Genomic DNA, 18,417 nt, shown 5'->3' on the forward strand with positions numbered 1-18,417 from the left:
CCGACTCACCGCCCCACGAGCACATCCAGCTTCACGTCGGCCTGCAGGCGCACCTCGCGTGACGGCATGCGGCCCTTGCCCCTCACGATCAGGCTCATGGACGGAGCGGCGAGGAAGGGCTGCAGCTCCGCATCCGTCAGCTCCAGGAACAGCACGGGATTGGGCGCGCTCAAGTTCAGCGAGGAGATGTTCTGCTTGTGCGCCACCCGCACCTCCCGATCTCCCGAGCGCGCGTAGCATTCCACGGTGTCCAGGAAGGAGAAGTCCTGGTCCGCGGGCGCGAGCACCTTGAGCTGGAAGGAAAAGACGCGCGCGGACGTCACGCGATCCTTGGTGATGTCCAGGTTCTGGAAGTCCTGGTTCCGGTTGAAGTCGAGGTTGGTGAAGCTGCCAAAGGCCGGGAAGGCGTCGAGCGGGGTGCCGGTGTCGCTCGGGGGAGCGGCGGGAATGGTCGTCTCGCCCTTGAGATTGGCGACATACGAGGGGGACGCGCAGGCCACGAGCGCGAGCAGGGCACACATGGGGAGCACGAAAGGGGGGCGCATGGGGCGGGAATCTACCGGCCCGCCGGGGAGACGTCACCGAGGCCCCCGTGAAGCCCCCTGGGAGGCCGATCCTCATCGTGGACAGGGCGGGCTTGGCCCGGAGTATGGTGCGCCCGCTTGAAACGCATCCTCTCCACGCTCCTGGTGCTGGTCGTGGCGCGGGCCGGTGGTGCGCGGGCCGCCGACGTGGAGGGACGCCTGCGCGTGACGAGCCGGGTGCTGTGGGATGGCAACGCGCCGCGCGACTTCTCCCAACGAGGCATCTCCCGTGACACCTCGGATGGGGTGTTCAGCCTGCTCGCCTCGGCCGAGGGCCGCTACACCGCCGAGCGCTGGCAGCTCGTGGGCCGCTACGACGGGGGCGCTCGCGTCTACCTCGGCTACACCCAGGAGAACACGCTCGTGCAAGCCGCCGCGCTGGAGGGCTCGCACGCGCTGGGCGAGTCGCTCGGCCTGGGCGTGGAGGGACGTGCCAAGGACCGGCGAGGAGGAAGCCGCGAGTACACGGACCTGGCGGCCTCGGCCTTCGCCGAGTACGTCCCGGACGCGCGGCTCGCCCTGCGCCTGCGCCTGGGCGCCCACCGCTTCGTGTACCGTCCGGACTCCGCCGCGAACTTCGGCAGCCCCGAGCTGGGAGTGCTCGCGCGCTACCGGCTCGACCGCCGCCATGCCTTCAGCCTCACCGGGGAGTACGGCGCGCGCCGCTACGACTCGGCCGCGCGCCTGGCCCCGGCGGAGCCCCCGCGGATGACGGCTCAACGCGCGGACACGGCCCTGCTCGCGAGCGTGGGCTACACCTACAAGGGCCCCCTGACGCTGGGGCTCGCGTACACCTACGCGGAGAACAACTCCAACAGCTTCGGCGAGTCGGTGCACCGCCACCGGCTGAGCGCCACCCTGGGGATGCGCCTGCCCTGGAAGCTGACGCTGCTGGCCCAGGGCGCGCTCGGGCTCAACCTCTACCCGGATGGCGTCTACCTGTCGCCGGAGATCACCCTGCTCGAGGAGGACGAGGCGCAGAACATGCTGTCGGTGCGGCTGGTGCGGCCGCTGAACGACTGGCTCGACGTGGAACTGTCCTCGGCCATCTATGGCAGCAGCCGGATGCCCACCACGGGCCTGTCCTACTTCCGCCCCGTGGTGGGCGTGGGCCTGACCTGGCGGCCCTGACGCCCGCTCACTCCAGCCCGGACAGCCGCTCGTCGATCTCCTCGGCGAGGCTCGCGTGGCTCTGGGCGAGCGCCGTGTCGCGGGCGCGGGTGAGCACCTCGCGCGCCCGGGACGTCTGCCCGGCTCCAGAGTAGGCGTCTCCCAGGGACACCAGGGCGGCGGCGTACTGGGGATCCAGGCGGACGGCGGTCTCCAGGGCCTCGGCCGCCTCGGCGTAGCGCCGCGCCTCCAACAGGGCCTTGCCCAGGGAGAAGTGCGCCATGGGGGCGTCGGGGAACTGGGCGGCCATCTTCTTGAACTGCTCCAACCGGGCGTCGCTCATGGCGGGGTGATAGAGGAGAGGCATGTCCGTTGCCAAGCAAGACGTGCGCTCCCTCGCCGAGGCCGCCCGCAAGGCCTCGCGCGTGCTCGCCTCCGCCCCCACCGCCCAGAAGGACGAGGCCCTGCGTGCCATGGCCCGCCACCTGCGCGCCGCCCTGCCCTCGCTGCTGGCCGCCAACGCCGAGGACGTGGCCGCCGCGCGCGCCGCGGGCAAGCCCCCGGCCTTCCTGGACCGGCTCCTGCTGGACGCCGCACGGGTGGAGGCCATGGCCCGGGCGGTGGAGGAGGTGGCGAACCTGAAGGATCCGGTGGGCGAGCGGACGGAGGAGTGGGACCGGCCCAACGGCCTGCACGTGAGCAAGGTGCGGCTGCCGCTGGGGGTGGTGCTGATGATCTACGAGGCCCGGCCCAACGTGACGAGCGACGCGGCGGCGCTGTGCCTCAAGAGTGGCAACGCGGCGCTCCTGCGCGGAGGCAGCGAGGCGGCGCGCTCCAACGCGGCCATCGCGGCGGCGCTGGGGGCGGGGCTCACCGAGGTGGGGCTGCCGGCCGCGAGCATCCAGCCGGTGCCCCCGGGCGAGCGCGAGACGCTGCTGGAGCTGCTCAAGCTCGAGGGCCTCATCGACCTGTGCATTCCCCGGGGCGGCGAGAGCCTCATCCGCTTCGTGGCGGAGAACGCGCGCATTCCCGTGGTGAAGCACTACAAGGGCGTCTGCCACGTGTACGTGCACGCCGCGGCGGACCTGGAGATGGCCACGCGCATCGTGCTCAACGCCAAGACGAGCCGTCCGGGGGTGTGCAACGCCGCCGAGTGTCTGCTGGTGGACCGGACCATCGCCGGGCGCTTCCTGCCCCAGGTGGGCCGGGAGCTCGCGGCGCGGGGCGTGGAGCTGCGCGCGGACGCGACCTCGGCGGGGATTCTGGGGCAGGCCGGCGTGGCGGCGCGGCCCGCGTCCGAGGAAGACTGGGGCCGGGAGTACCTGGAGCTCATCCTGGCCATCCGGGTGGTGGACGGGCTGGACGAGGCGCTGGAGCACATCGGCCGCTACGGCAGCGAGCACACCGAGGCCATCGTCACGGCGGATGCCGGGGTGGCCGGGCGCTTCACCCGGGAAGCCCAGGCGAGCGCGGTGGTCTGGAACGCCTCCACGCGCTTCAACGACGGGGGAGAACTGGGCCTGGGGGCCGAAATCGGGATTTCCACCAGCCGACTGCACGCCTTTGGACCCATGGGCCTGAGAGAATTGACGAGTCAAAAGTACGTCATCCACGGACAGGGCCAGGTGCGCTAGGGTGCGCCCAGACACGTATGGCGACCAAGAAGACGACGAAGAAGCCGGCGGCGAAGAAGAAGAGCGCGACGAAGACGCCCGCCGCCCGCAAGAAGACGGCCGCGAAGAAGACGACGGCGAAGAAGCTGGCCGTGCGCAAGAAGCCGTCCGTCCGCAAGAAGAAGGCGCCCGCGCCGGCGGCGGCGGCTCCAGCCATCCTGGAGAATCCGCGCGCCCATGCGCTCGCGCGAAAGATCGCCAACCTGCTGTCGGACAAGAAGGCCGTGGACATCGTCATCCTCGACGTGCGCGGCATGACGTCCTACGCCGACTACGTCGTGGTGGCCTCGGGTGAGAGTGACCGGCAGGTGTCCTCCATGGCCGAGCACGTGCTCGTCAAGCTCAAGGAGAGCGAGGGCCTGCGCCCCGTGGGCCACGAGGGCATGGACACCGGCCAGTGGGTGCTCCTGGACTTCGGCGAGGTGGTCGCCCACATCTTCTACTCGGAGATGCGCGCCCACTATGACCTCGAGGGCATCTGGGCCGACGCGCGCCGGGAGAAGGTGGCCTGAAGGTCCGGCTCGTCTCGGTGGGCAGGGATCGCTCGGGCCTCTATGAGCCCGCGGTCCAGGAGTACGCCTCGCGCCTGGCCCACTACACCCGCTTCGAGCTGGTGGAGCTGCCCGAGGCCGGTGGCAAGAAGGGCAAGGCCACGGACGCCCGCGCGCTCGAGGCCGACGCCCTGCTCGCTCGCAGGAAGCCGCAAGACTTGCTGGTGGCGCTCGACGAGCGGGGCAAGCTGCTCGACTCGGTGGAGTTCAGCCGCTACGTGGGCCGGGCCCGGGATGGCGCGAAGGATCTCCTCCTCGTCATCGGTGGGGACGAGGGGCTGGACGAGCGGGTGCGGCAGTCGGCCGACCTCATCCTCTCACTGTCGAAGATGACGCTGCCGCACCGCCTGGCGCGCGTGGTGCTGGTGGAGCAGCTCTACCGCGCCTTCACGCTCCTCAAGGGCGAGCCGTACCACAAATAGCCCGCCCCGCCCGGCGCGTCAGACAGCGCGCGCCGCGCGCGTCCAGGGGCGGCATGAACTCCACCCTGCCCCGCGTCCGTGTCATCGCCTCGCCCCAGTCGTGGGTGGAGGGAGAAGCCCTGCGTCAACTCGAGGCCGCCGCGCGGCTTCCCGGCATGCGCTCCGCGGTGGGCCTGCCAGACCTGCACCCGGGCAAGGGCGCTCCCGTGGGCGCCGCGTTCACCTCGCAAGGCGTCTTCTATCCCTTCCTGGTGGGCAACGACATCGGGTGCGGCATGGGGCTGTGGGCGTTGGATCTGCCCGCGCGCAAGGCGAAGCCGGAGCGATGGGCCGCGCGACTGGACCTGGAGGGCCCCTGGGAGGGCGACGCGGAGGCGATGCTCGCGGACGCGGGCGTCAGGCCCTGCGGCTTCGAGGCCTCGCTCGGCACCGTGGGCGGCGGCAACCACTTCGCCGAGGTGCAGCGGGTGGAGGCGGTGCACGACGCGAGCACCTTCCAGACGCTGAAGCTGGAGACGGATCGGCTGCTGCTGCTGGTGCACTCCGGCTCGCGGGGCCTGGGAGAACACATCCTGCGCGCGCACGTGGACCGGCATGGCGCGGGGAGCCTCGCGGAGGAGTCGGCCGAGGCGCGCACCTACCTCGCGCGGCATGATCAGGCGGTGGGCTGGGCGCGGGCCAACCGCGCCGCCATCGCCGAGCGGGTGATGCGGGGCGTGAGCGCGGCGGGGCGGCGGGTGCTCGATGTCTGCCACAACAGCGTCACCCCCAAGGAGTGGGAGGGCGGACGGGGCTGGCTGCACCGCAAGGGCGCGGCGCCCTCGGATCAAGGGCCGGTGGTGATTCCCGGCAGCCGCGGCGCGCTGAGCTACCTGGTGCTGCCCCTGGGAGACGGCGAGGACCATGCCCACAGCCTCGCGCACGGGGCGGGCCGCAAGTGGACGCGCACCCATGCCCGCGAGCGCCTGCGCGAGCGCTTCACCCCCGATGCGCTCCTGCGCACCACCTTCAAGAGCCACGTCGTGTGCGAGGACCGCGACCTGCTCTTCGAGGAGGCCCCTCCCGCGTACAAGGCCATCGATCGCGTGGTGGGCGATCTAGTCGATGCTGGACTCGTGCGCGTGGTGGCCACGCTCGCCCCGCTGCTGACCTACAAGACCCGGAGCCGGCGGGAGTAGGCTCGTGCCCGCCATGATCAAGCTCTACCAGTCCCATCCCTCGGGAAATTGCTACAAGATCCGCCTGCTGCTGCACCAGCTCGCCATTCCCTTCGAGACGGTGGAGGTGGACATCGCCGCCGGGCAGACCCGCACGCCGGAATTCAAGGCGAAGAATCCCATCGCCAAGCTGCCCACCGTGGAGCTGGAGCCGGGCGTGTTCCTCGCCGAGTCCAATGCCATCCTCTGGTACTTCGCCGAGGGCACGCCCTTCATCCCCTCGGACAAGCTGGAGCGGGCGCGGATGCTGCAGTGGATGTCCTTCGAGCAGTACAGCCACGAGCCCTACATCGCCGTGGCGCGCGCGTGGGTCTCCCTCTTCGGGATTCCCACGGGCAAGGAGCAGGAACTGGAGGAGCGCATCCACAAGGGCTACGCCGCGCTGGACGTGATGGAGGGCGAGCTCAAGAAGCGCCCCTTCTTCGCCGGAGACACCTACAGCCTCGCGGACATCGCGCTGTATGCCTATACGCACGTGGCGGACGAGGGCCGCTTCGAGCTGGGACGCTACCGGGCCATCCGCGCCTGGTTCGAGCGGGTGCAGGCCCAGCCGCGCCACCTGCGCCTGCGAGACCAGGCATGATGCGAATCCTCCCAGGAGACCTCGACGACCCGCGCGTCATCGGGCTGCTCGACATCCACCTGAAGAGCGCCCGGGAGGAAACGGCACCGGGCAGTGCGCATGCCCTGGATCTCACCGGGCTGCGCGCATCCGGCATCCGCCTCTGGACGATCTGGGAGGACGAGACGCTCCTGGGTGTCGGCGCGCTGAAGCGGCTCTCGCCCGAGCATGGTGAGATCAAATCGATGCATACGGCGCAATCCATGCGCGGCCGGGGCGCAGGGAGCGCCATGTTGCGCCACATCATCGAGACCGCACGGGCCAGCGGCATGTCGCGCCTCAGCCTGGAAACGGGCTCCTGGGACTATTTCCAGCCCGCACGGGCACTCTACAGGAGCCATGGCTTCGTGGAGTGCCCACCGTTCGGCGACTATGTGCTCGACCCGAACAGCGTCTTCATGACGCTCGAACTGTGAGCCCGCCAGCCCGTCCGGAGAGACACCTTGTCAGCGAGGCTTCTTGCCTCCGAGATGAGCCGTGAGCGCGTCGATGAATACCCGCACCTTGGCCGAAAGGCTCCGGTGGCTCGGGTACAGGGCATTGACCTCGGTCGTGTCCGGCTTCGTCTGGGGGAGCACCCGCACCAGTTCGCCAGCGGCAATCGCCTTCTCGGCCATGAAGCGTGGGAGCCTGCCAATACCCGCTCCGCCCATCAGCATCACCAACCCGACCGCGGGCTCCGGGCAAACCGCACGGGGGTAGATGGCGATGTGCTCTTTTCCACGACCAGGGGTATCGAACGTCCACTCCGTCGTTCCATCAATCCTGTCCATGAAATCGTGGCCCGCGAGGTCCGCGACCGAGGTGGGCGTCCCCCGCGCCTTGAGATAGGAGGGACTGGCGCAAAGCCACATCTCCAGTGATGGCAGACGGCGTGCGACGAGCCCGGAATCGACGAGTGAACCCATACGGATCGCCACGTCGATCTCCTGGGCGATCATATCGACGTTGCGATGGTTGAGATCGAGCACCACCCGGACCTCGGGATAGCTCGCGAGGAACGTGGGCAGCATCGGCGCGATCAGGGTGTGGACGTACGAGAGCGGCGCGCTCACCCGCAGGGTGCCGCGCGGTACGCCGACGAAGCCCCCCAGCGCCGTCTCGGCCTCGTCCACGTCGTTCATGATTCGCAAGGCGTGCGGGTGCAGCAGCGCCCCCGCGTCCGTGAGCCGCACATGGCGATTGGATCGTTCCACCAGCGCGGTGCCCACGACGGCCTCCAGCCGGGCGAGTGAACGGCTGACGGACGACTTCGGCATGTTCAACGCTCGCGCGGCGGCCGAGACACTCTTCAAGTCGGCGATGCGCGCGAAGGCGCGCAGATCGGTCAGGTCCAGGTCGAACATGGCCTCGAGCGTTCCAGAACTGGAACATCATGTCCACACCTGGCAACCGCGCTTCCAGTTGGAACGACCCGGGGCTCCCCCTAGAAATGATTGGCAACAGGAACCCAGCAACAGGAACCCGGTATGACCTCAATCCTTCATCAAGACAGACTCTTGTCCCCCGTCACCCTTGGCGCGCTGACACTGCGCAACCGGGTGATCATGTCCCCCATGTCCCGCGTGCGAGCGGATGCGGACCTGGCTCCCCCGGACTTCGTCGCGAGGTATTACGCCCAGCGGGCCAGCGCGGGGCTGATCATCACGGAGTCCACCGCCGTCGCTCCCTACGGCGCTGGCTTCCCACCACTGCCCGGTCTCTTCACCGCCAGACAGGTCAATGGCTGGCGCAAGGTGGTCGAGGCCGTGCACGACACGGGCGGCCTGATCGCCGCCCAGCTCTGGCACACCGGACGCGAACGCAAGGAAGACGAAGCCCGGGGACGGCCACCCGGCTGGGCCATGATGGAAGCGATCACACCGGCTGATCTCACGACCTCCGAAATCGCCGGCATCGTGAAGGGGTACGTCAACGGCGCACGGGCCTCCCGGGAAGCGGGCTTCGACGCCATCGAGCTCCACAACGGCAATGGCTTCCTCCTCGATCGCTTCCTCCGGGCCGGAACCAACTGTCGCGAGGACAGCTACGGGGGGAGCCTCGAGAACCGCACGCGCTTGACGCTGGAAATCCTCGCGGCGGTCTCGGAGGTCTACGGTGCCGAGCGCGTTGGGATCAGGTTCTCGCCCAGCGCCACCGTCGCGGGGAGCCCGGATCCGCGGGTTGAGGAGACCTTCGCCTATCTTCTCGAGCGGCTCCGTCCGCTGGGTCTCGCCTGGGTCGATGTGACCCGTGTCACCGCGCAGGATATGGCCCATGGGTCTGGACCGGGAATCCCGCTGGAGTGGATCCGGTCGCACTACGAGGGCCGACTGATCGGGGCTGGCGAGTTCGACCGCGAAAAGGGCGAAGAGGCGATCGCCCAGGGCACCCTGGACGCGGTCGCCTATGGTCGACTGTTCCTCGCCAATCCGGACCTGCCGAAGCGCTTCGCCAGGCGGGCCCCGCTGAACAATCCCAACCCTCAGACCTTCTACGCGCCGGGCGAAACCGGCCTGACGGACTACCCCACGATGGAGGCGGCATGAACACCCAGTTCATGACAAGCGGAGTGGCCCCGGCGACTCCCCAGGCAGACAGCACGGTGAAAGGACTCGACGGATTCACGCATCGCTACGCCGAGGTGAACGGCACCCGCATCCACTATGTGGTGGGCGGAAAGGGCCCGGCCATCGTGCTCGTGCATGGATACCCATACACCTGGGCCTCGTGGCGCAAGCTGATGCCCCTGCTCGCCGATGCCGGCTTCACCGTGATCGCCCCCGACCTTCGCGGCCTCGGCGATTCCGCCAAGACCGAGACGGGTTATTCGAAGGTCAACGTCGCCGAGGACATCCGGCAGATCGTCAAGTCGCTCGGCTTCGACACCATCCACCTGGTCGGCACCGACATCGGCACGATGGTCGCCTATGCCTACGCGTCCCGCCATCCCGACGAGGTCCGCCGGCTGATATTGGCCGAGTCCCTGATCCCCGGCTTCGGACTCGATGAGCTGATGAACCCGGCAACGGGCGGCTATTGGCACTTCGGCTTCCACGCCCAGGTCGATGTCGCCGAGCTGCTGACGGCCGGGAAGGAAGTGGCCTACCTGCAGCCCACGATGAAATGGGCGTCCACGTCGAAGGACGCGGAGGAGGTGGCGCTGAAGCTCTTCCTTCCGTACTACCTCGCGCCGGGTGGCATGCGCGCCGGCTTCAAGCATTACGAGACGATGGTCGAGGACGGCAGGGAGAACCGCGCGGCCTTCCGCTCCAAGCTGAAGATGCCCGTGTTGGTCCTGAACGGCGACAAGGGCATCCCTCAGGCCCAGACGCTCGGATGCGTGCTCCAGGTCGCGGAGAACGTCGAGGCGGAACTCGTCCCCCAGAGTGGCCATACCTTCGCCGAGGACAATCCGGCCTGGGTCGGCGAGAGACTCGCTCGCTTCTTCGCCCCTCTCTCGCCAGCCCATGGATGAGCGAGTCCTCCAACCAACGCCGACACGCGGCTACTCTAGGTGGCACCTCGAGCCGGTACAGCTCATGTCGTTGAAGTCGTAGACCTCGGAGTGACCTGGATTGCCACGCGGGCGCTTCGTGCCTTTCGGTACGAAGAACACCGCCGAGTTCGATCCATAGAGGCCCGCAGGAAACGTCATGGGCCGCAGGACGACGTATGCATTGCGCATCATGCGCGACGACCTGAACCTGGCGGCCCGCCCATCGCCCGAGACGGATGTCGCTCCGCGCCCAGGCGCCACGCGCGCCATCTGCGCGTCCCACGCATTGAGGTCGCCAATGTTCGCGCGCCGCAGCAGCCCCTTGCGCACGGCGTCATCAAGACCCATTTCGCCCGCCAACGGAGCCGTCTTGTCGACGTACGACTCCACTGGCACGTCACTCCCCCCCACCCAATTGGAGGGCGTGCCCTTCGCATCGCCCAGGATGACCTCACCGTTGTGTGCCGGGTAGACCATGTCGACATCACGCCCGAAGAACCGCCGGGCCATGGGGTTCAGCGTCTCGAGGTAATCCGCATCCACGTAGAAGAAACCGCACGCACTCCTGTTCTCGGCCGTAAGAATGGTGACTGGCGTAGTGGCATCCAGGCCCGCGACGATCTGTCGATAGGAGCTGCTGACCAGCACGGCCAGGAGGGTCGTCTGCTGAGAGCGCCTGATCGACCAGACGGTGGGATCCCTTGCACTCAGCATCAGCACGACGGGCTTGCCGGGGTTGTCGACACTTACCGTCATGGTCGTGGCGACGTGCCCACTCTGATCGATCTGCACCGCGCTCCTCTTCCCCGCACCACCGGCGGCTAGAACGGCGAAGTCGGTGGGCAAGGACAAGCCCCTGAAGCCGCACGCCGGCGCGACGGGTGGCGTCTTGATGGGCAGCCCTGGCGGGAGTTGCTCCCCGTGTCTGCTCGGTCCGCTCGACGAACCCTCGAGAATCATCCACTGTTTGAACGAGATCGACACCCTGCCATCCATGTCATCCATGGCGACGCTCGCCCCCTCTTCCGGAGCCTCGACGAGCAACGAGTTGTTCGAATTCCAGACCATGCGCGGTGGCGAGCCGGGGGGCAATCTCAGTTGGTTCGAGGCCCTGGTCTCGCAATCGGCCGGTTCACCCGAGCGAACCACCTTGAGCAAAGTGAATCGCTCGCTCGCACCCTTCTGGCAATCCAGCGTGATGGCTCGGTAGGTCCCGTCGGGCGAAGGGATGAGCTGCAACACCGCTCCCCTCGACTCACCACCCAACAACGCCATCGCGCCCAGCACGCACAGCATCAGAAGCCGCTTCATGACCATCCCTGTCATCGACGCACAAAGAGTGTGACCATCGTCCTCCGAGGTTTTACCCAGCGTCAACCATCCTCGGGAGAGCAGCGGTGCGGGCCTTCACTCCTCATGCCGTGCGTACTCCCACACCACGGCCCGAGCGCGCTCGGTCAACGCATGACTCCCGGGCAACTCCCGCCCGAGCAGCCGCGGGACGGCGAGCGCGAGGCTCACTGAGTTGGTGAGGACACAGCCTCGGGCGGCCTCCAGATGCTCCCGTCCCACCGGGCGCTCCACGACCGGCATGTCCCCGAGCCGTCCTTCCTCCAGCAGCACGGAGCGGATGATGCCGGGAAGGCAGGGAGCCTCCAGGGGCGGAGTCACCACCGCATCATCCAGGAGGAAGAACAGATTCCCGTTCGGCGCCTCGCAGAGCTCCCCGGCCTCGTTGGCGAAAACCACACCCCGGCCGAGGTGCGCGTACTGCCGCAGGTACGAGACGCTCTTGTGTCTCAAGGAGGGATCGCCCCTGCGGTAGCCGTGCGCCTCCCACTCGTCGAGGACGGTGTGCTCGTGCGAAGCCGGCAGGGCCCGGAAGGACAGCAGCAGCCGCCCATCTCCCGCCACCAGCTTGCCCACGCCCGTGAAGCCCAGGCCCAGGCTGGCATCCGCCGCCAGGCACCGACGCAAGGACTCGCGGACGGCGCTGACGGTGAGCACGTCCTCGGGTGGTGCGCGCACGCAGCCCGTATGGGCTCCGAGGCTCGAGCGGAGCCGCGCGAGATGCCGCCCGAGGAACATGGGCGTGCCCCTGGTGATGAGGAACGTCTCGAAGAAGCCCGCGCCGAAGAAGAACGACTGGAGGAAGTCCTGGAGCCGCAACTCCTCGAGCCGCCGCACCTCTCCGTTCACCGCGACCGTGTCCATCATCCGCTTCGCGCCTCCAGGAAGTTCGCGAGCAACGTGTTGCCGTGCGGTGTGAGGAAGGACTCGGGATGGAACTGGATGCCCTCCACCCACGGGTACTCGCGGTGGCGCAGCCCCATCACCAGGTCGCCGCACCAGGCCGTGACCTCCAGGCAGTCCGGAAGGCTCGCCCGCTCCACCACCAGCGAGTGATAGCGCGCGGCGACGAACGGGTTGGGCAGGCCCCGGAAGACGCCCCGGCCATCGTGGTGGATGTCGGCCGTCTTCCCGTGCACGGGCACCGGAGCCCGTACCACGCGCCCGCCGAACACCTGGCCGATGGACTGGTGCCCCAGACACACCCCGAGCACCGGCACCCGGCTCGCGAAGGCGCGGATGACCTCCAGGGAGATGCCGGCCTCGTTCGGCGTGCACGGACCCGGCGAGATGACGATGCGCCCGGGCCGCAGGGCCTCCACCCCGGAGAGGGTGAGGGCGTCGTTGCGCACCACCTTCAGCTCCGCCCCGAGCCCACCCAGCACCTGCACGAGGTTGAAGGTGAAGGAGTCGAAGTTGTCGATGAGCAGCATCATGCCGTGCCCTCCACCGGGCACGCGGACAGCGCCAGCAGCAGCGAGCGCGCCTTGTGCAGCGTCTCCTGGTACTCGCGCCTCGGCTCCGAGTCGTGGACGATGCCCGCCCCCACCTGCACCCAGGCCCGGCCGCCTTTGAGCACCATGGTGCGGATGACGATGTTCAGGTCCAGTTCGCCCGTGAAGCTCACGTACCCGAGCGAGCCCGTGTAGAGGCCCCGCGCGTGGGGCTCCAGCTCGGTGATGAGCTGCATGGTGCGGATCTTCGGCACGCCGGTGATGGTGCCGCCCGGGAACACCGCCGCCACCACGTCGAGCGGCGCCACTCCCGGCGCCAGCCGGCCCACCACCTCGGACTCGATGTGGAGCACGTGGGCGTACTCGATGATCTCCATCAGCTTCGTCACCTGGACGCTCCCGTAGGCGCAGACGCGCCCCAGGTCGTTGCGCTCCAGGTCCACCAGCATCGCGTGCTCGGCCCGCTCCTTCTCGCTGGTGCGCAACTCGTGCGCGAACCGGGCGTTCTCCTCCGGAGTGCCCTTGCGGCGCGTGCCCGCGATCGGGCGGGTGATGGCCCGGCCGTCCTCCACCCGCACCAGACGCTCGGGCGAGGCACTCACCACCTCGAAGCCGTCCACCTCCAGGTAGCTGGCGAAGTGCACCGGGCTGATCGACGAGAGGGCCTCGTACAGCTCCAGCGCGGGGAGGCGCGGCTCCACCTCCAGCCGCTGCGAGAGATTGACCTGATAGGTGTCTCCCGCGCGGATGTACTCCTGCACGCGCTCCACCGCGCGCTGGTAGCCCTCCTGCGTGAAGTTGGAGCGCCAGGACACGTCCGGCGTCTGGCCGTCCGCGAGGCGCCAGGCCGGTTCCCGGAGCCCGGTCGAGGCGACCGTGCGCACGACGCGCTCCAGCGCCTCCACCCGTTGAAGGCAATCCTCGTAGTCACGGCCCGTGGCCACCACGAGCGCCCGGTCCTCCAGGTGGTCCACCGCCACGAAGGTGTCCACGAAGTCCAGCGCGATGTCCGGCAGACCCAGATCGTCGTTCCGGTGGCGTGGCAGGGACTCGAAGTAGTGCGAGGCCTCGTAGGCGAAGAAGCCCACCGCCCCGCCGCAGAAGAGCGGCATTCCCGGCAGCCGCACGCCCCGCCAGCGTCCGAGCAGCCCACGCAAGGTGGCCAGGGGCTCGCCCGGCTGGGGCTCGCCGTTCACCTCGCACCGCGCGCCCCGGGCTCGGAACGTGAGGAAGGGTCTGGCTCCCACGAAGGAGTAGCGGCCCTCGTTGGAGACACGGGTGCTCTCGAGCAGGAAGCGCTGTCCCGAGGGGAGGGCTCGCAGCAGGTCCACGGGCCGCGAGCCGTGCAGTTCCACCGAGCGGACGAGGGGTACCTGGTCGTAGCCTTCCGCCACGAGTGCCTCGAAGCGCTCGCGATCCAGCGGAGAGCGAGGCGGAATGGGGACGACTGACATGGGCGGGCTTGTAACAGAGGCCTCGCGTCCATGCGTCCGGGGTTCGACCCGGGATGGGCTTGCCTTCACGTCTCCGGGGCAAGCCCACGGGGGGATACGCGTAGGTCCACAGGTCGAGGTGGCCGGACGTCTTGAGGGGACCGTCGACCAGGACGACAGAGGGGCCTCTGCCTGTGTCGATGTGCCACGCTGTAGTGCTGGCGCTCAGCGCTGGGTGCGCTGGAACGAGGCCAGCAGCACGCCGGCGAGGATGAACAGCGTGCCGAAGGTCTTGTTCAGCACCGACAGGTGCCGTGGCGAGCGCAGCAGCCGCAGCGCGCGCGACGCCAGCAGCGTGTAGCCGCCCATCACGACGAGGTCGGTGAACCCGATCGTCGCGCCGATCGCGAGGTACTGCGGGCCCAGCGGTTCCGACAGCGCGACGAACTGGGGCACGACGGCGAGGATGAAGACCGTGCCCTTGGGGTTCAGCGCATTGACGATCCAGCCCTTCAGCACGAGCTGGCGGCGCGGCACCACGCCCCGCCCACCGGCAGGGCCGGCATCGGCGTCCGCGACCAGCGGCAGCGCCGACGCGCGCCACTGGCGCACTCCCAGCCAGACGAGGTACGCCACACCGGCCCACTTCACCACCGAGAACGCGAGTGTCGAGGCGGCGATCAGCGCGCCCATCCCCATCGCGACGACGAGCACCTGCGTGACGATGCCGAGCACCAGACCGAAGGTCACGAAGTAGCCGCGGCGAAAGCCGTGGTCGAGACCCGCGCTCATCGCGGCGACCGCGCCCGCGCCGGGCGACAGGCTGATCGCCCAGGAGGCGGCGAAGAAGGTGAGCCAGACGGACAGGGCCATGCCAGCTTTGTAGCACGGCCCTGTCCGTCCCCGTTCAAGCTGGGAACACGCCCGAGGTGGAGCAGGGTAGCCATCTCGGGGGTGAGCCGTCAGTGATCCCAGTGCTGTCGGCCCACCAGCTGCAGCCCGTCAAGGCCCTCTCCCAGGTGCACGATGACCTGGGACGTGCTCCAGCTCCAGACGCCCTCCATGTTCCAGGGAGGCTCGCTGTCACCGAACGTCGGCAGAAGCCGCCGGCGCTGCTCCACGCTCAGGCTGGCGACGAGCGCGAAGTTCTGGCGCAGCGTGAAGAACAACTCCAGGAGGTCACGCGAGCGGGCCACGAGGGCTCGCACCTCGTCCTCCGTCGAGACCCGCGCCGAGAGCGCATCGCGGCGCTCCTCCTGGACAGCCGCCACCGGCGCTTGCTCCACTCGGGTCGTGGCGACGCACTCTCCCCGGAGACCCAGCACCAGCGCTCCGTCAGCCAGGCGCAGCGTCTGCGAGCCCGCGTCCCAGAGCCCCCACCGGACCACGGGGTCGACATCGCTGGCCTGCGCCGCCCGGTTGCCGCCGACCACCAGCGTCTCCACGAAGCCATCGATCTCGACGACGGCCGGGCACACGTAGCGACGGACGGCACGCCCGGACGCCAGCGCCTGGGCGGCGGCCTCGCGCAGCCCCGTGGAGTCGATGAGGTGCAGGTTCCCCGGGTGGATGGTCTGGGCCATGCGGTGCTCGGCGGACGGGCGGGAGTGCCAGCGGGAATGATGCCATGCTATCGCCCTGCCCACGGGTTCAAGTCCCGTACTCCTCGCCACAAGCGAGGATGTGGCACGCGAAGCCTGACCCGGAGCCGCCGAGAGAGCGTCAGGTGGCGGGAGGACCGCCCTCCTGGCTCTCCCCGCCCTCGGCGTTGCCTCCCGGAGTGGGCGTAGCCGCCAGGGCGAGGCCGACGTCCACCGCGATCTCCGGCTCGTCCTTCACCAAGTGGAACAACTCGTGACGGAACGCCTCGGGGGTGAGCTGGCAGGTCTCCGCGAAGTGCGCCAGCTCAGCTCGCATGCTATGCGGGCCTCGTGCATGCGCTTCGTGCGCATCCCCCTTGAGAAACCAGTTTGGTAGGACGCGCTTCATGGCATCAGGACAGACCTCTGCGCTGCAACTGCCATCGTTCCTACATGGCACCTTCCGCTCGGTGCAGCAGAAGACGAGACGGGACGGCTCGCGGTGTCGCGAGCAGTATCGAGAGGAGGGCACCTTTCCCGTTCCGCGGCAGATGCTGGAGGTCTCCCCGGGAGAGGTGGTGGTGGCGCACGAGGTGGTGGACTTCCAGCGAGAACGCCCAGCCTGGCGGTTGTACATGGTGTCGAGTGTCCTGGACAGTCTGCTCGATGCAGTGGACTCGCGGAACACGTTGTCCACGAGGGATGCCTATGAAGCTACCTGCCTGGAGACGGCCTGGGGAGCGCTCTACTTCACCCTCGCGCAGCTGGGTCCGGTGAGCGCGGAGCGGACGGCGCGGCGCCTCCAGGCGGTGCTGCGCTTCTGGGAGCCGCTCCAGTGCGCGCGTTATCTCTTCAAGAAGCTGGGGGCGGCGCACTCGCTGGAGGAACTGATGGTTGCATCCTGCGACTGGGCCATGGATGCGTGGTGCCCATTGGGGGAAACCTCGGTGCGCGAGCGCCTGGAGGTGGTGGCGCAACGCATGGAGAACGCAACGCGGGAGGACTGCATCAACGCCATCTTCCGGGAGATGCCGCGAGCGCTCGCACATGTCGGCGAGTTGAAGCACGGGAAGGTGGTGGCCGACCCTGACTTCCAGCGCGAGCGCCTCACCTCACTCGACCCGAGATCCTTCGAGCGGGTATCGGGTGCATGTACAGCGGACCTGATCTGGCTGTTGACTCGCTGGGACCGTGAGCTGGAGAAGCAGTAGGAAGCACTCTCGGTCGAACATCGCGTCCAGCAACTGCTTACATGAGCGGAACGAGAGGTACACGTGAGTGCCGCCGCCGGTTGTCCAACCATGTCCCTGGCCGCGAGGTACATGGCCCTGTACCTCGTCGCGCTACTCGCCGGCTGTACTACAACGTCCTCTGCGTGGTCCCAGGAGAGGCTGATGTTCGAGGCGCCGCGAGTTGCCGCTCCGCGTCAGGAAGTACTCTGCTTCCGAACGAGGACTTGATAAGCCCGGACATCACCGACGTCTCTCTCTTGGTGCTCTTCGAAATCAAACCATGGAATGAGCGAGCCCTCCAGGAAGGCCGTGAGGAGGCGCGGAGATACATCACCGCACTGAACCGGACCATTTTGGACGGTGCCTACTTCAAAGGTGGCACGAACTTCCACGGCGAACTCCTGATTCGCTTCGCAAGAGGGCAGTACATCTGGCGGCTGGAGTGGAAGACTTCAGAACCAGGAGTAGTGCAGTACCAGTGGACACGCAGCCAGAAGCCTTTTGATTCGGAAGCAGCGGCATACAAGGCCGCTCAGTGGGTGGACATCGAGGCGGAAGAATTGCGCCAGTATGGTGGGTGGGTGGAAAAGGCAGTGGAAGGCATGATGAGCCGACGTGAAAAGCTCGCTACCGTCACCGGGACCATTGGCCTGGTCATCGACCTCATCGGTGGAGTCGCGACGGCAGTCTTGTGGGGTGCAATCCTTGGCAAGAAGAGTTCAAACACGGGGGTTCAGCAACCGCCCACTCAGGGAGGAGGACAGGTCATTCCATTCCCGACACGTCCACCCCCCACGGCTCCCCCTACCCAGGTGCCTGCCGCTGCGGGCATGTCCCTTTCACCCTGATAAGTTGGCGGAAGGTCCCCCCTCCTGGCTCTCTCCACTCTCGGCTTTGTCTCCCGGCGTCGGGTCACCCGTCCACCCCCTTGTCGGGTAGGCCGGGGCAGTTGCCCACGTTGAGACGGTTGTAGGGCCTCGGTGTCCCCGCCATCTTTCCCTCCCTCGGTTCCATGTTCCGGTGCCCCCTTCCCTCCACAGGGTCCGCCCGGGTGCGTTCCCCTGCTTCAGCGGTACTACGAGGCACTCCGACTTCCTGACGACCTTCACGCCCGGCTTCGTTTCCTTCGCCAGCGCGCTACCACCGCCACCCGTCCTTCGCTCCCGCGGGAGTCGGGCGCCCATCTCCCTCGGGCCTGGGCTTTCTTCCGGTTGCCCTCCGGCCACTTCGACGTGGAGTCGTCAGCACCTCCCAGGTTCCTGGAGGACCCTCTTGTCTGCGTGCCCCGCTCTCAGACCCCGGCGAGACCCCAGGACCTGGCCTGTTTCGGCCCTGGGCTGCTGCCTTCCGCTACTCGTACGGCGTCGGCTCTCGCGACGATTCAGATCTTTCGAGGCTCAATCACGCGGCCCACATACTCGCTGTCTACGCTTCGCAGCCCGGGTTGCCCCGGCACCACGCAAGACTCGCTTCCGGCTGGTGGCCTCCTTTGCCGGGCGGGGTTTGAACCCGCAGGGTCCCTTCGTGAAGTTTCCGCTCCTACATCGCTTCCTCCTCACCCAAGCTTTGCCTGGCGCACACGAATCGTCTGACACCTTTCCAGGACACCTTTCCAGCCTTTCCAGCCTATGCTCTCCGAGCCCATACGCGTACACGTAGTTGTCGAACCGGCGCGCGAGCATAGGCGGCACTCTCGGAGGCAACGCGCCTG

At 68.2% G+C, this 18,417-nt stretch carries 21 protein-coding genes; 11 read left to right on the forward strand and 10 right to left on the reverse strand.

Annotated elements, in window-relative coordinates; translation table 11 throughout:
* Positions 1-5: 5 nt before the first annotated feature.
* The gene (locus tag D187_RS01570) at positions 6-545 is read right to left on the reverse strand and encodes a hypothetical protein (protein ID WP_043427725.1); all 540 of its coding nucleotides are present in this window, start codon (positions 543-545) and stop codon (positions 6-8) included.
* Between the two features lie 117 nt (positions 546-662).
* Here D187_RS01570 and D187_RS01575 point away from each other — a divergent pair, with 117 nt between their 5' ends.
* Positions 663-1,715: a hypothetical protein gene (locus tag D187_RS01575; RefSeq protein WP_002622179.1), complete on the forward strand. Its 1,053-nt coding sequence runs from the start codon at positions 663-665 to the stop codon at positions 1,713-1,715.
* A 7-nt stretch (positions 1,716-1,722) separates the two neighbouring features.
* On the opposite strand, the gene D187_RS01580 is transcribed toward D187_RS01575, so the two are convergent.
* A complete protein-coding gene (locus tag D187_RS01580; RefSeq protein WP_002622181.1) occupies positions 1,723-2,061 on the reverse strand; it encodes a tetratricopeptide repeat protein in 339 nt (112 codons plus the stop codon).
* Between D187_RS01580 and D187_RS01585 the strand changes: the two genes are divergently transcribed.
* The 6 genes from D187_RS01585 to D187_RS01610 are packed head-to-tail and all read left to right on the forward strand — an operon-like array spanning position 2,060 to position 6,595.
* Positions 2,060-3,328: a glutamate-5-semialdehyde dehydrogenase gene (locus D187_RS01585; protein WP_002622183.1), complete on the forward strand. Its 1,269-nt coding sequence runs from the start codon at positions 2,060-2,062 to the stop codon at positions 3,326-3,328. The genes D187_RS01580 and D187_RS01585 overlap by 2 nt on opposite strands.
* Before the next feature lie 17 nt (positions 3,329-3,345).
* Positions 3,346-3,879, forward strand: coding sequence for a ribosome silencing factor (gene rsfS, locus D187_RS01590; protein WP_002622184.1), 534 nt, complete (start codon positions 3,346-3,348; stop codon positions 3,877-3,879).
* Positions 3,876-4,340 (forward strand): 23S rRNA (pseudouridine(1915)-N(3))-methyltransferase RlmH, encoded by a 465-nt coding sequence (locus tag D187_RS01595; RefSeq protein WP_043427728.1) that lies wholly within the window; start codon positions 3,876-3,878, stop codon positions 4,338-4,340. The genes rsfS and D187_RS01595 overlap by 4 nt, the downstream gene beginning before the upstream one ends.
* Before the next feature lie 53 nt (positions 4,341-4,393).
* Positions 4,394-5,518, forward strand: coding sequence for an RNA ligase RtcB family protein (locus D187_RS01600; RefSeq protein WP_002622186.1), 1,125 nt, complete (start codon positions 4,394-4,396; stop codon positions 5,516-5,518).
* Positions 5,519-5,531: 13 nt separating this feature from the next.
* Complete coding sequence (locus tag D187_RS01605) at positions 5,532-6,140, forward strand: glutathione S-transferase family protein (RefSeq protein ID WP_043427731.1); 609 nt, start codon at positions 5,532-5,534, stop codon at positions 6,138-6,140.
* Complete coding sequence (locus tag D187_RS01610) at positions 6,137-6,595, forward strand: GNAT family N-acetyltransferase (protein ID WP_002622188.1); 459 nt, start codon at positions 6,137-6,139, stop codon at positions 6,593-6,595. Before D187_RS01605 ends, D187_RS01610 begins: the two co-directional genes overlap by 4 nt.
* 30 nt (positions 6,596-6,625) lie before the next feature.
* On the opposite strand, the gene D187_RS01615 is transcribed toward D187_RS01610, so the two are convergent.
* Complete coding sequence (locus D187_RS01615) at positions 6,626-7,525, reverse strand: LysR family transcriptional regulator (protein ID WP_002622189.1); 900 nt, start codon at positions 7,523-7,525, stop codon at positions 6,626-6,628.
* A 153-nt stretch (positions 7,526-7,678) separates the two neighbouring features.
* On the opposite strand from D187_RS01615, the gene D187_RS01620 reads away from it, so the two are divergent.
* Both D187_RS01620 and D187_RS01625 read left to right on the forward strand, forming a co-directional pair.
* Complete coding sequence (locus D187_RS01620; RefSeq protein WP_245591579.1) at positions 7,679-8,707, forward strand: alkene reductase; 1,029 nt, start codon at positions 7,679-7,681, stop codon at positions 8,705-8,707.
* Positions 8,704-9,636, forward strand: coding sequence for an alpha/beta fold hydrolase (locus D187_RS01625; RefSeq protein WP_002622191.1), 933 nt, complete (start codon positions 8,704-8,706; stop codon positions 9,634-9,636). Before D187_RS01620 ends, D187_RS01625 begins: the two co-directional genes overlap by 4 nt.
* Positions 9,637-9,666: 30 nt before the next feature.
* Here the strand turns inward: D187_RS01625 and D187_RS01630 are convergent, their stop codons facing one another.
* From D187_RS01630 to D187_RS01660, 7 genes are all read right to left on the reverse strand, one after another.
* Positions 9,667-10,968: a hypothetical protein gene (locus D187_RS01630; protein WP_155893109.1), complete on the reverse strand. Its 1,302-nt coding sequence runs from the start codon at positions 10,966-10,968 to the stop codon at positions 9,667-9,669.
* 96 nt (positions 10,969-11,064) lie between these two features.
* Positions 11,065-11,874, reverse strand: a complete 810-nt coding sequence (locus D187_RS01635; RefSeq protein ID WP_002622193.1) for an aminotransferase class IV — start codon at positions 11,872-11,874, stop codon at positions 11,065-11,067.
* Positions 11,871-12,443, reverse strand: a complete 573-nt coding sequence (locus D187_RS01640) for an anthranilate synthase component II (protein WP_002622194.1) — start codon at positions 12,441-12,443, stop codon at positions 11,871-11,873. Before D187_RS01640 ends, D187_RS01635 begins: the two co-directional genes overlap by 4 nt.
* Positions 12,440-13,915 (reverse strand): anthranilate synthase component I family protein, encoded by a 1,476-nt coding sequence (locus D187_RS01645; protein ID WP_002622195.1) that lies wholly within the window; start codon positions 13,913-13,915, stop codon positions 12,440-12,442. Before D187_RS01645 ends, D187_RS01640 begins: the two co-directional genes overlap by 4 nt.
* A 204-nt stretch (positions 13,916-14,119) precedes the next feature.
* Positions 14,120-14,767: a LysE family transporter gene (locus tag D187_RS01650; protein ID WP_002622196.1), complete on the reverse strand. Its 648-nt coding sequence runs from the start codon at positions 14,765-14,767 to the stop codon at positions 14,120-14,122.
* 89 nt (positions 14,768-14,856) lie between these two features.
* Positions 14,857-15,477: a hypothetical protein gene (locus D187_RS01655; RefSeq protein ID WP_002622197.1), complete on the reverse strand. Its 621-nt coding sequence runs from the start codon at positions 15,475-15,477 to the stop codon at positions 14,857-14,859.
* Between the two features lie 139 nt (positions 15,478-15,616).
* Positions 15,617-15,811 carry a hypothetical protein gene (locus tag D187_RS01660; protein WP_002622198.1) on the reverse strand — a complete coding sequence of 65 codons (195 nt, stop codon included), beginning with the start codon at positions 15,809-15,811 and terminating at the stop codon, positions 15,617-15,619.
* A 70-nt stretch (positions 15,812-15,881) separates the two neighbouring features.
* On the opposite strand from D187_RS01660, the gene D187_RS01665 reads away from it, so the two are divergent.
* Entirely contained in the window at positions 15,882-16,685 is an 804-nt protein-coding gene (locus D187_RS01665) for a hypothetical protein (RefSeq protein WP_002622199.1), read from the forward strand.
* A gap of 245 nt (positions 16,686-16,930) precedes the next feature.
* Positions 16,931-17,554, forward strand: a complete 624-nt coding sequence (locus D187_RS54605; protein WP_002622200.1) for a hypothetical protein — start codon at positions 16,931-16,933, stop codon at positions 17,552-17,554.
* Positions 17,555-18,417: the final 863 nt, after the last annotated feature.

Origin of the sequence: Cystobacter fuscus DSM 2262, from assembly GCF_000335475.2 — a bacterium.
Classification (GTDB): domain Bacteria; phylum Myxococcota; class Myxococcia; order Myxococcales; family Myxococcaceae; genus Cystobacter; species Cystobacter fuscus.

What these genes read in the sequence shown, in the direction of transcription:
- D187_RS01640 (WP_002622194.1), bottom strand. Translation starts at nt 12,443, where the DNA reads ATGATGCTGCTCATCGACAACTTCGACTCCTTCACCTTCAACCTCGTG.
- D187_RS01665 (WP_002622199.1), top strand. Translation starts at nt 15,882, where the DNA reads ATGGCATCAGGACAGACCTCTGCGCTGCAACTGCCATCGTTCCTACAT.
- D187_RS01645 (WP_002622195.1), bottom strand. Translation starts at nt 13,915, where the DNA reads ATGTCAGTCGTCCCCATTCCGCCTCGCTCTCCGCTGGATCGCGAGCGC.
- D187_RS01570 (WP_043427725.1), bottom strand. Translation starts at nt 545, where the DNA reads ATGCGCCCCCCTTTCGTGCTCCCCATGTGTGCCCTGCTCGCGCTCGTG.
- D187_RS01580 (WP_002622181.1), bottom strand. Translation starts at nt 2,061, where the DNA reads ATGCCTCTCCTCTATCACCCCGCCATGAGCGACGCCCGGTTGGAGCAG.
- D187_RS01585 (WP_002622183.1), top strand. Translation starts at nt 2,060, where the DNA reads ATGTCCGTTGCCAAGCAAGACGTGCGCTCCCTCGCCGAGGCCGCCCGC.
- D187_RS01635 (WP_002622193.1), bottom strand. Translation starts at nt 11,874, where the DNA reads ATGATGGACACGGTCGCGGTGAACGGAGAGGTGCGGCGGCTCGAGGAG.
- rsfS (WP_002622184.1), top strand. Translation starts at nt 3,346, where the DNA reads ATGGCGACCAAGAAGACGACGAAGAAGCCGGCGGCGAAGAAGAAGAGC.
- D187_RS01605 (WP_043427731.1), top strand. Translation starts at nt 5,532, where the DNA reads ATGATCAAGCTCTACCAGTCCCATCCCTCGGGAAATTGCTACAAGATC.
- D187_RS01660 (WP_002622198.1), bottom strand. Translation starts at nt 15,811, where the DNA reads ATGCGAGCTGAGCTGGCGCACTTCGCGGAGACCTGCCAGCTCACCCCC.
- D187_RS01630 (WP_155893109.1), bottom strand. Translation starts at nt 10,968, where the DNA reads ATGAAGCGGCTTCTGATGCTGTGCGTGCTGGGCGCGATGGCGTTGTTG.
- D187_RS01615 (WP_002622189.1), bottom strand. Translation starts at nt 7,525, where the DNA reads ATGTTCGACCTGGACCTGACCGATCTGCGCGCCTTCGCGCGCATCGCC.
- D187_RS01650 (WP_002622196.1), bottom strand. Translation starts at nt 14,767, where the DNA reads ATGGCCCTGTCCGTCTGGCTCACCTTCTTCGCCGCCTCCTGGGCGATC.
- D187_RS01655 (WP_002622197.1), bottom strand. Translation starts at nt 15,477, where the DNA reads ATGGCCCAGACCATCCACCCGGGGAACCTGCACCTCATCGACTCCACG.
- D187_RS01600 (WP_002622186.1), top strand. Translation starts at nt 4,394, where the DNA reads ATGAACTCCACCCTGCCCCGCGTCCGTGTCATCGCCTCGCCCCAGTCG.
- D187_RS01610 (WP_002622188.1), top strand. Translation starts at nt 6,137, where the DNA reads ATGATGCGAATCCTCCCAGGAGACCTCGACGACCCGCGCGTCATCGGG.
- D187_RS01625 (WP_002622191.1), top strand. Translation starts at nt 8,704, where the DNA reads ATGAACACCCAGTTCATGACAAGCGGAGTGGCCCCGGCGACTCCCCAG.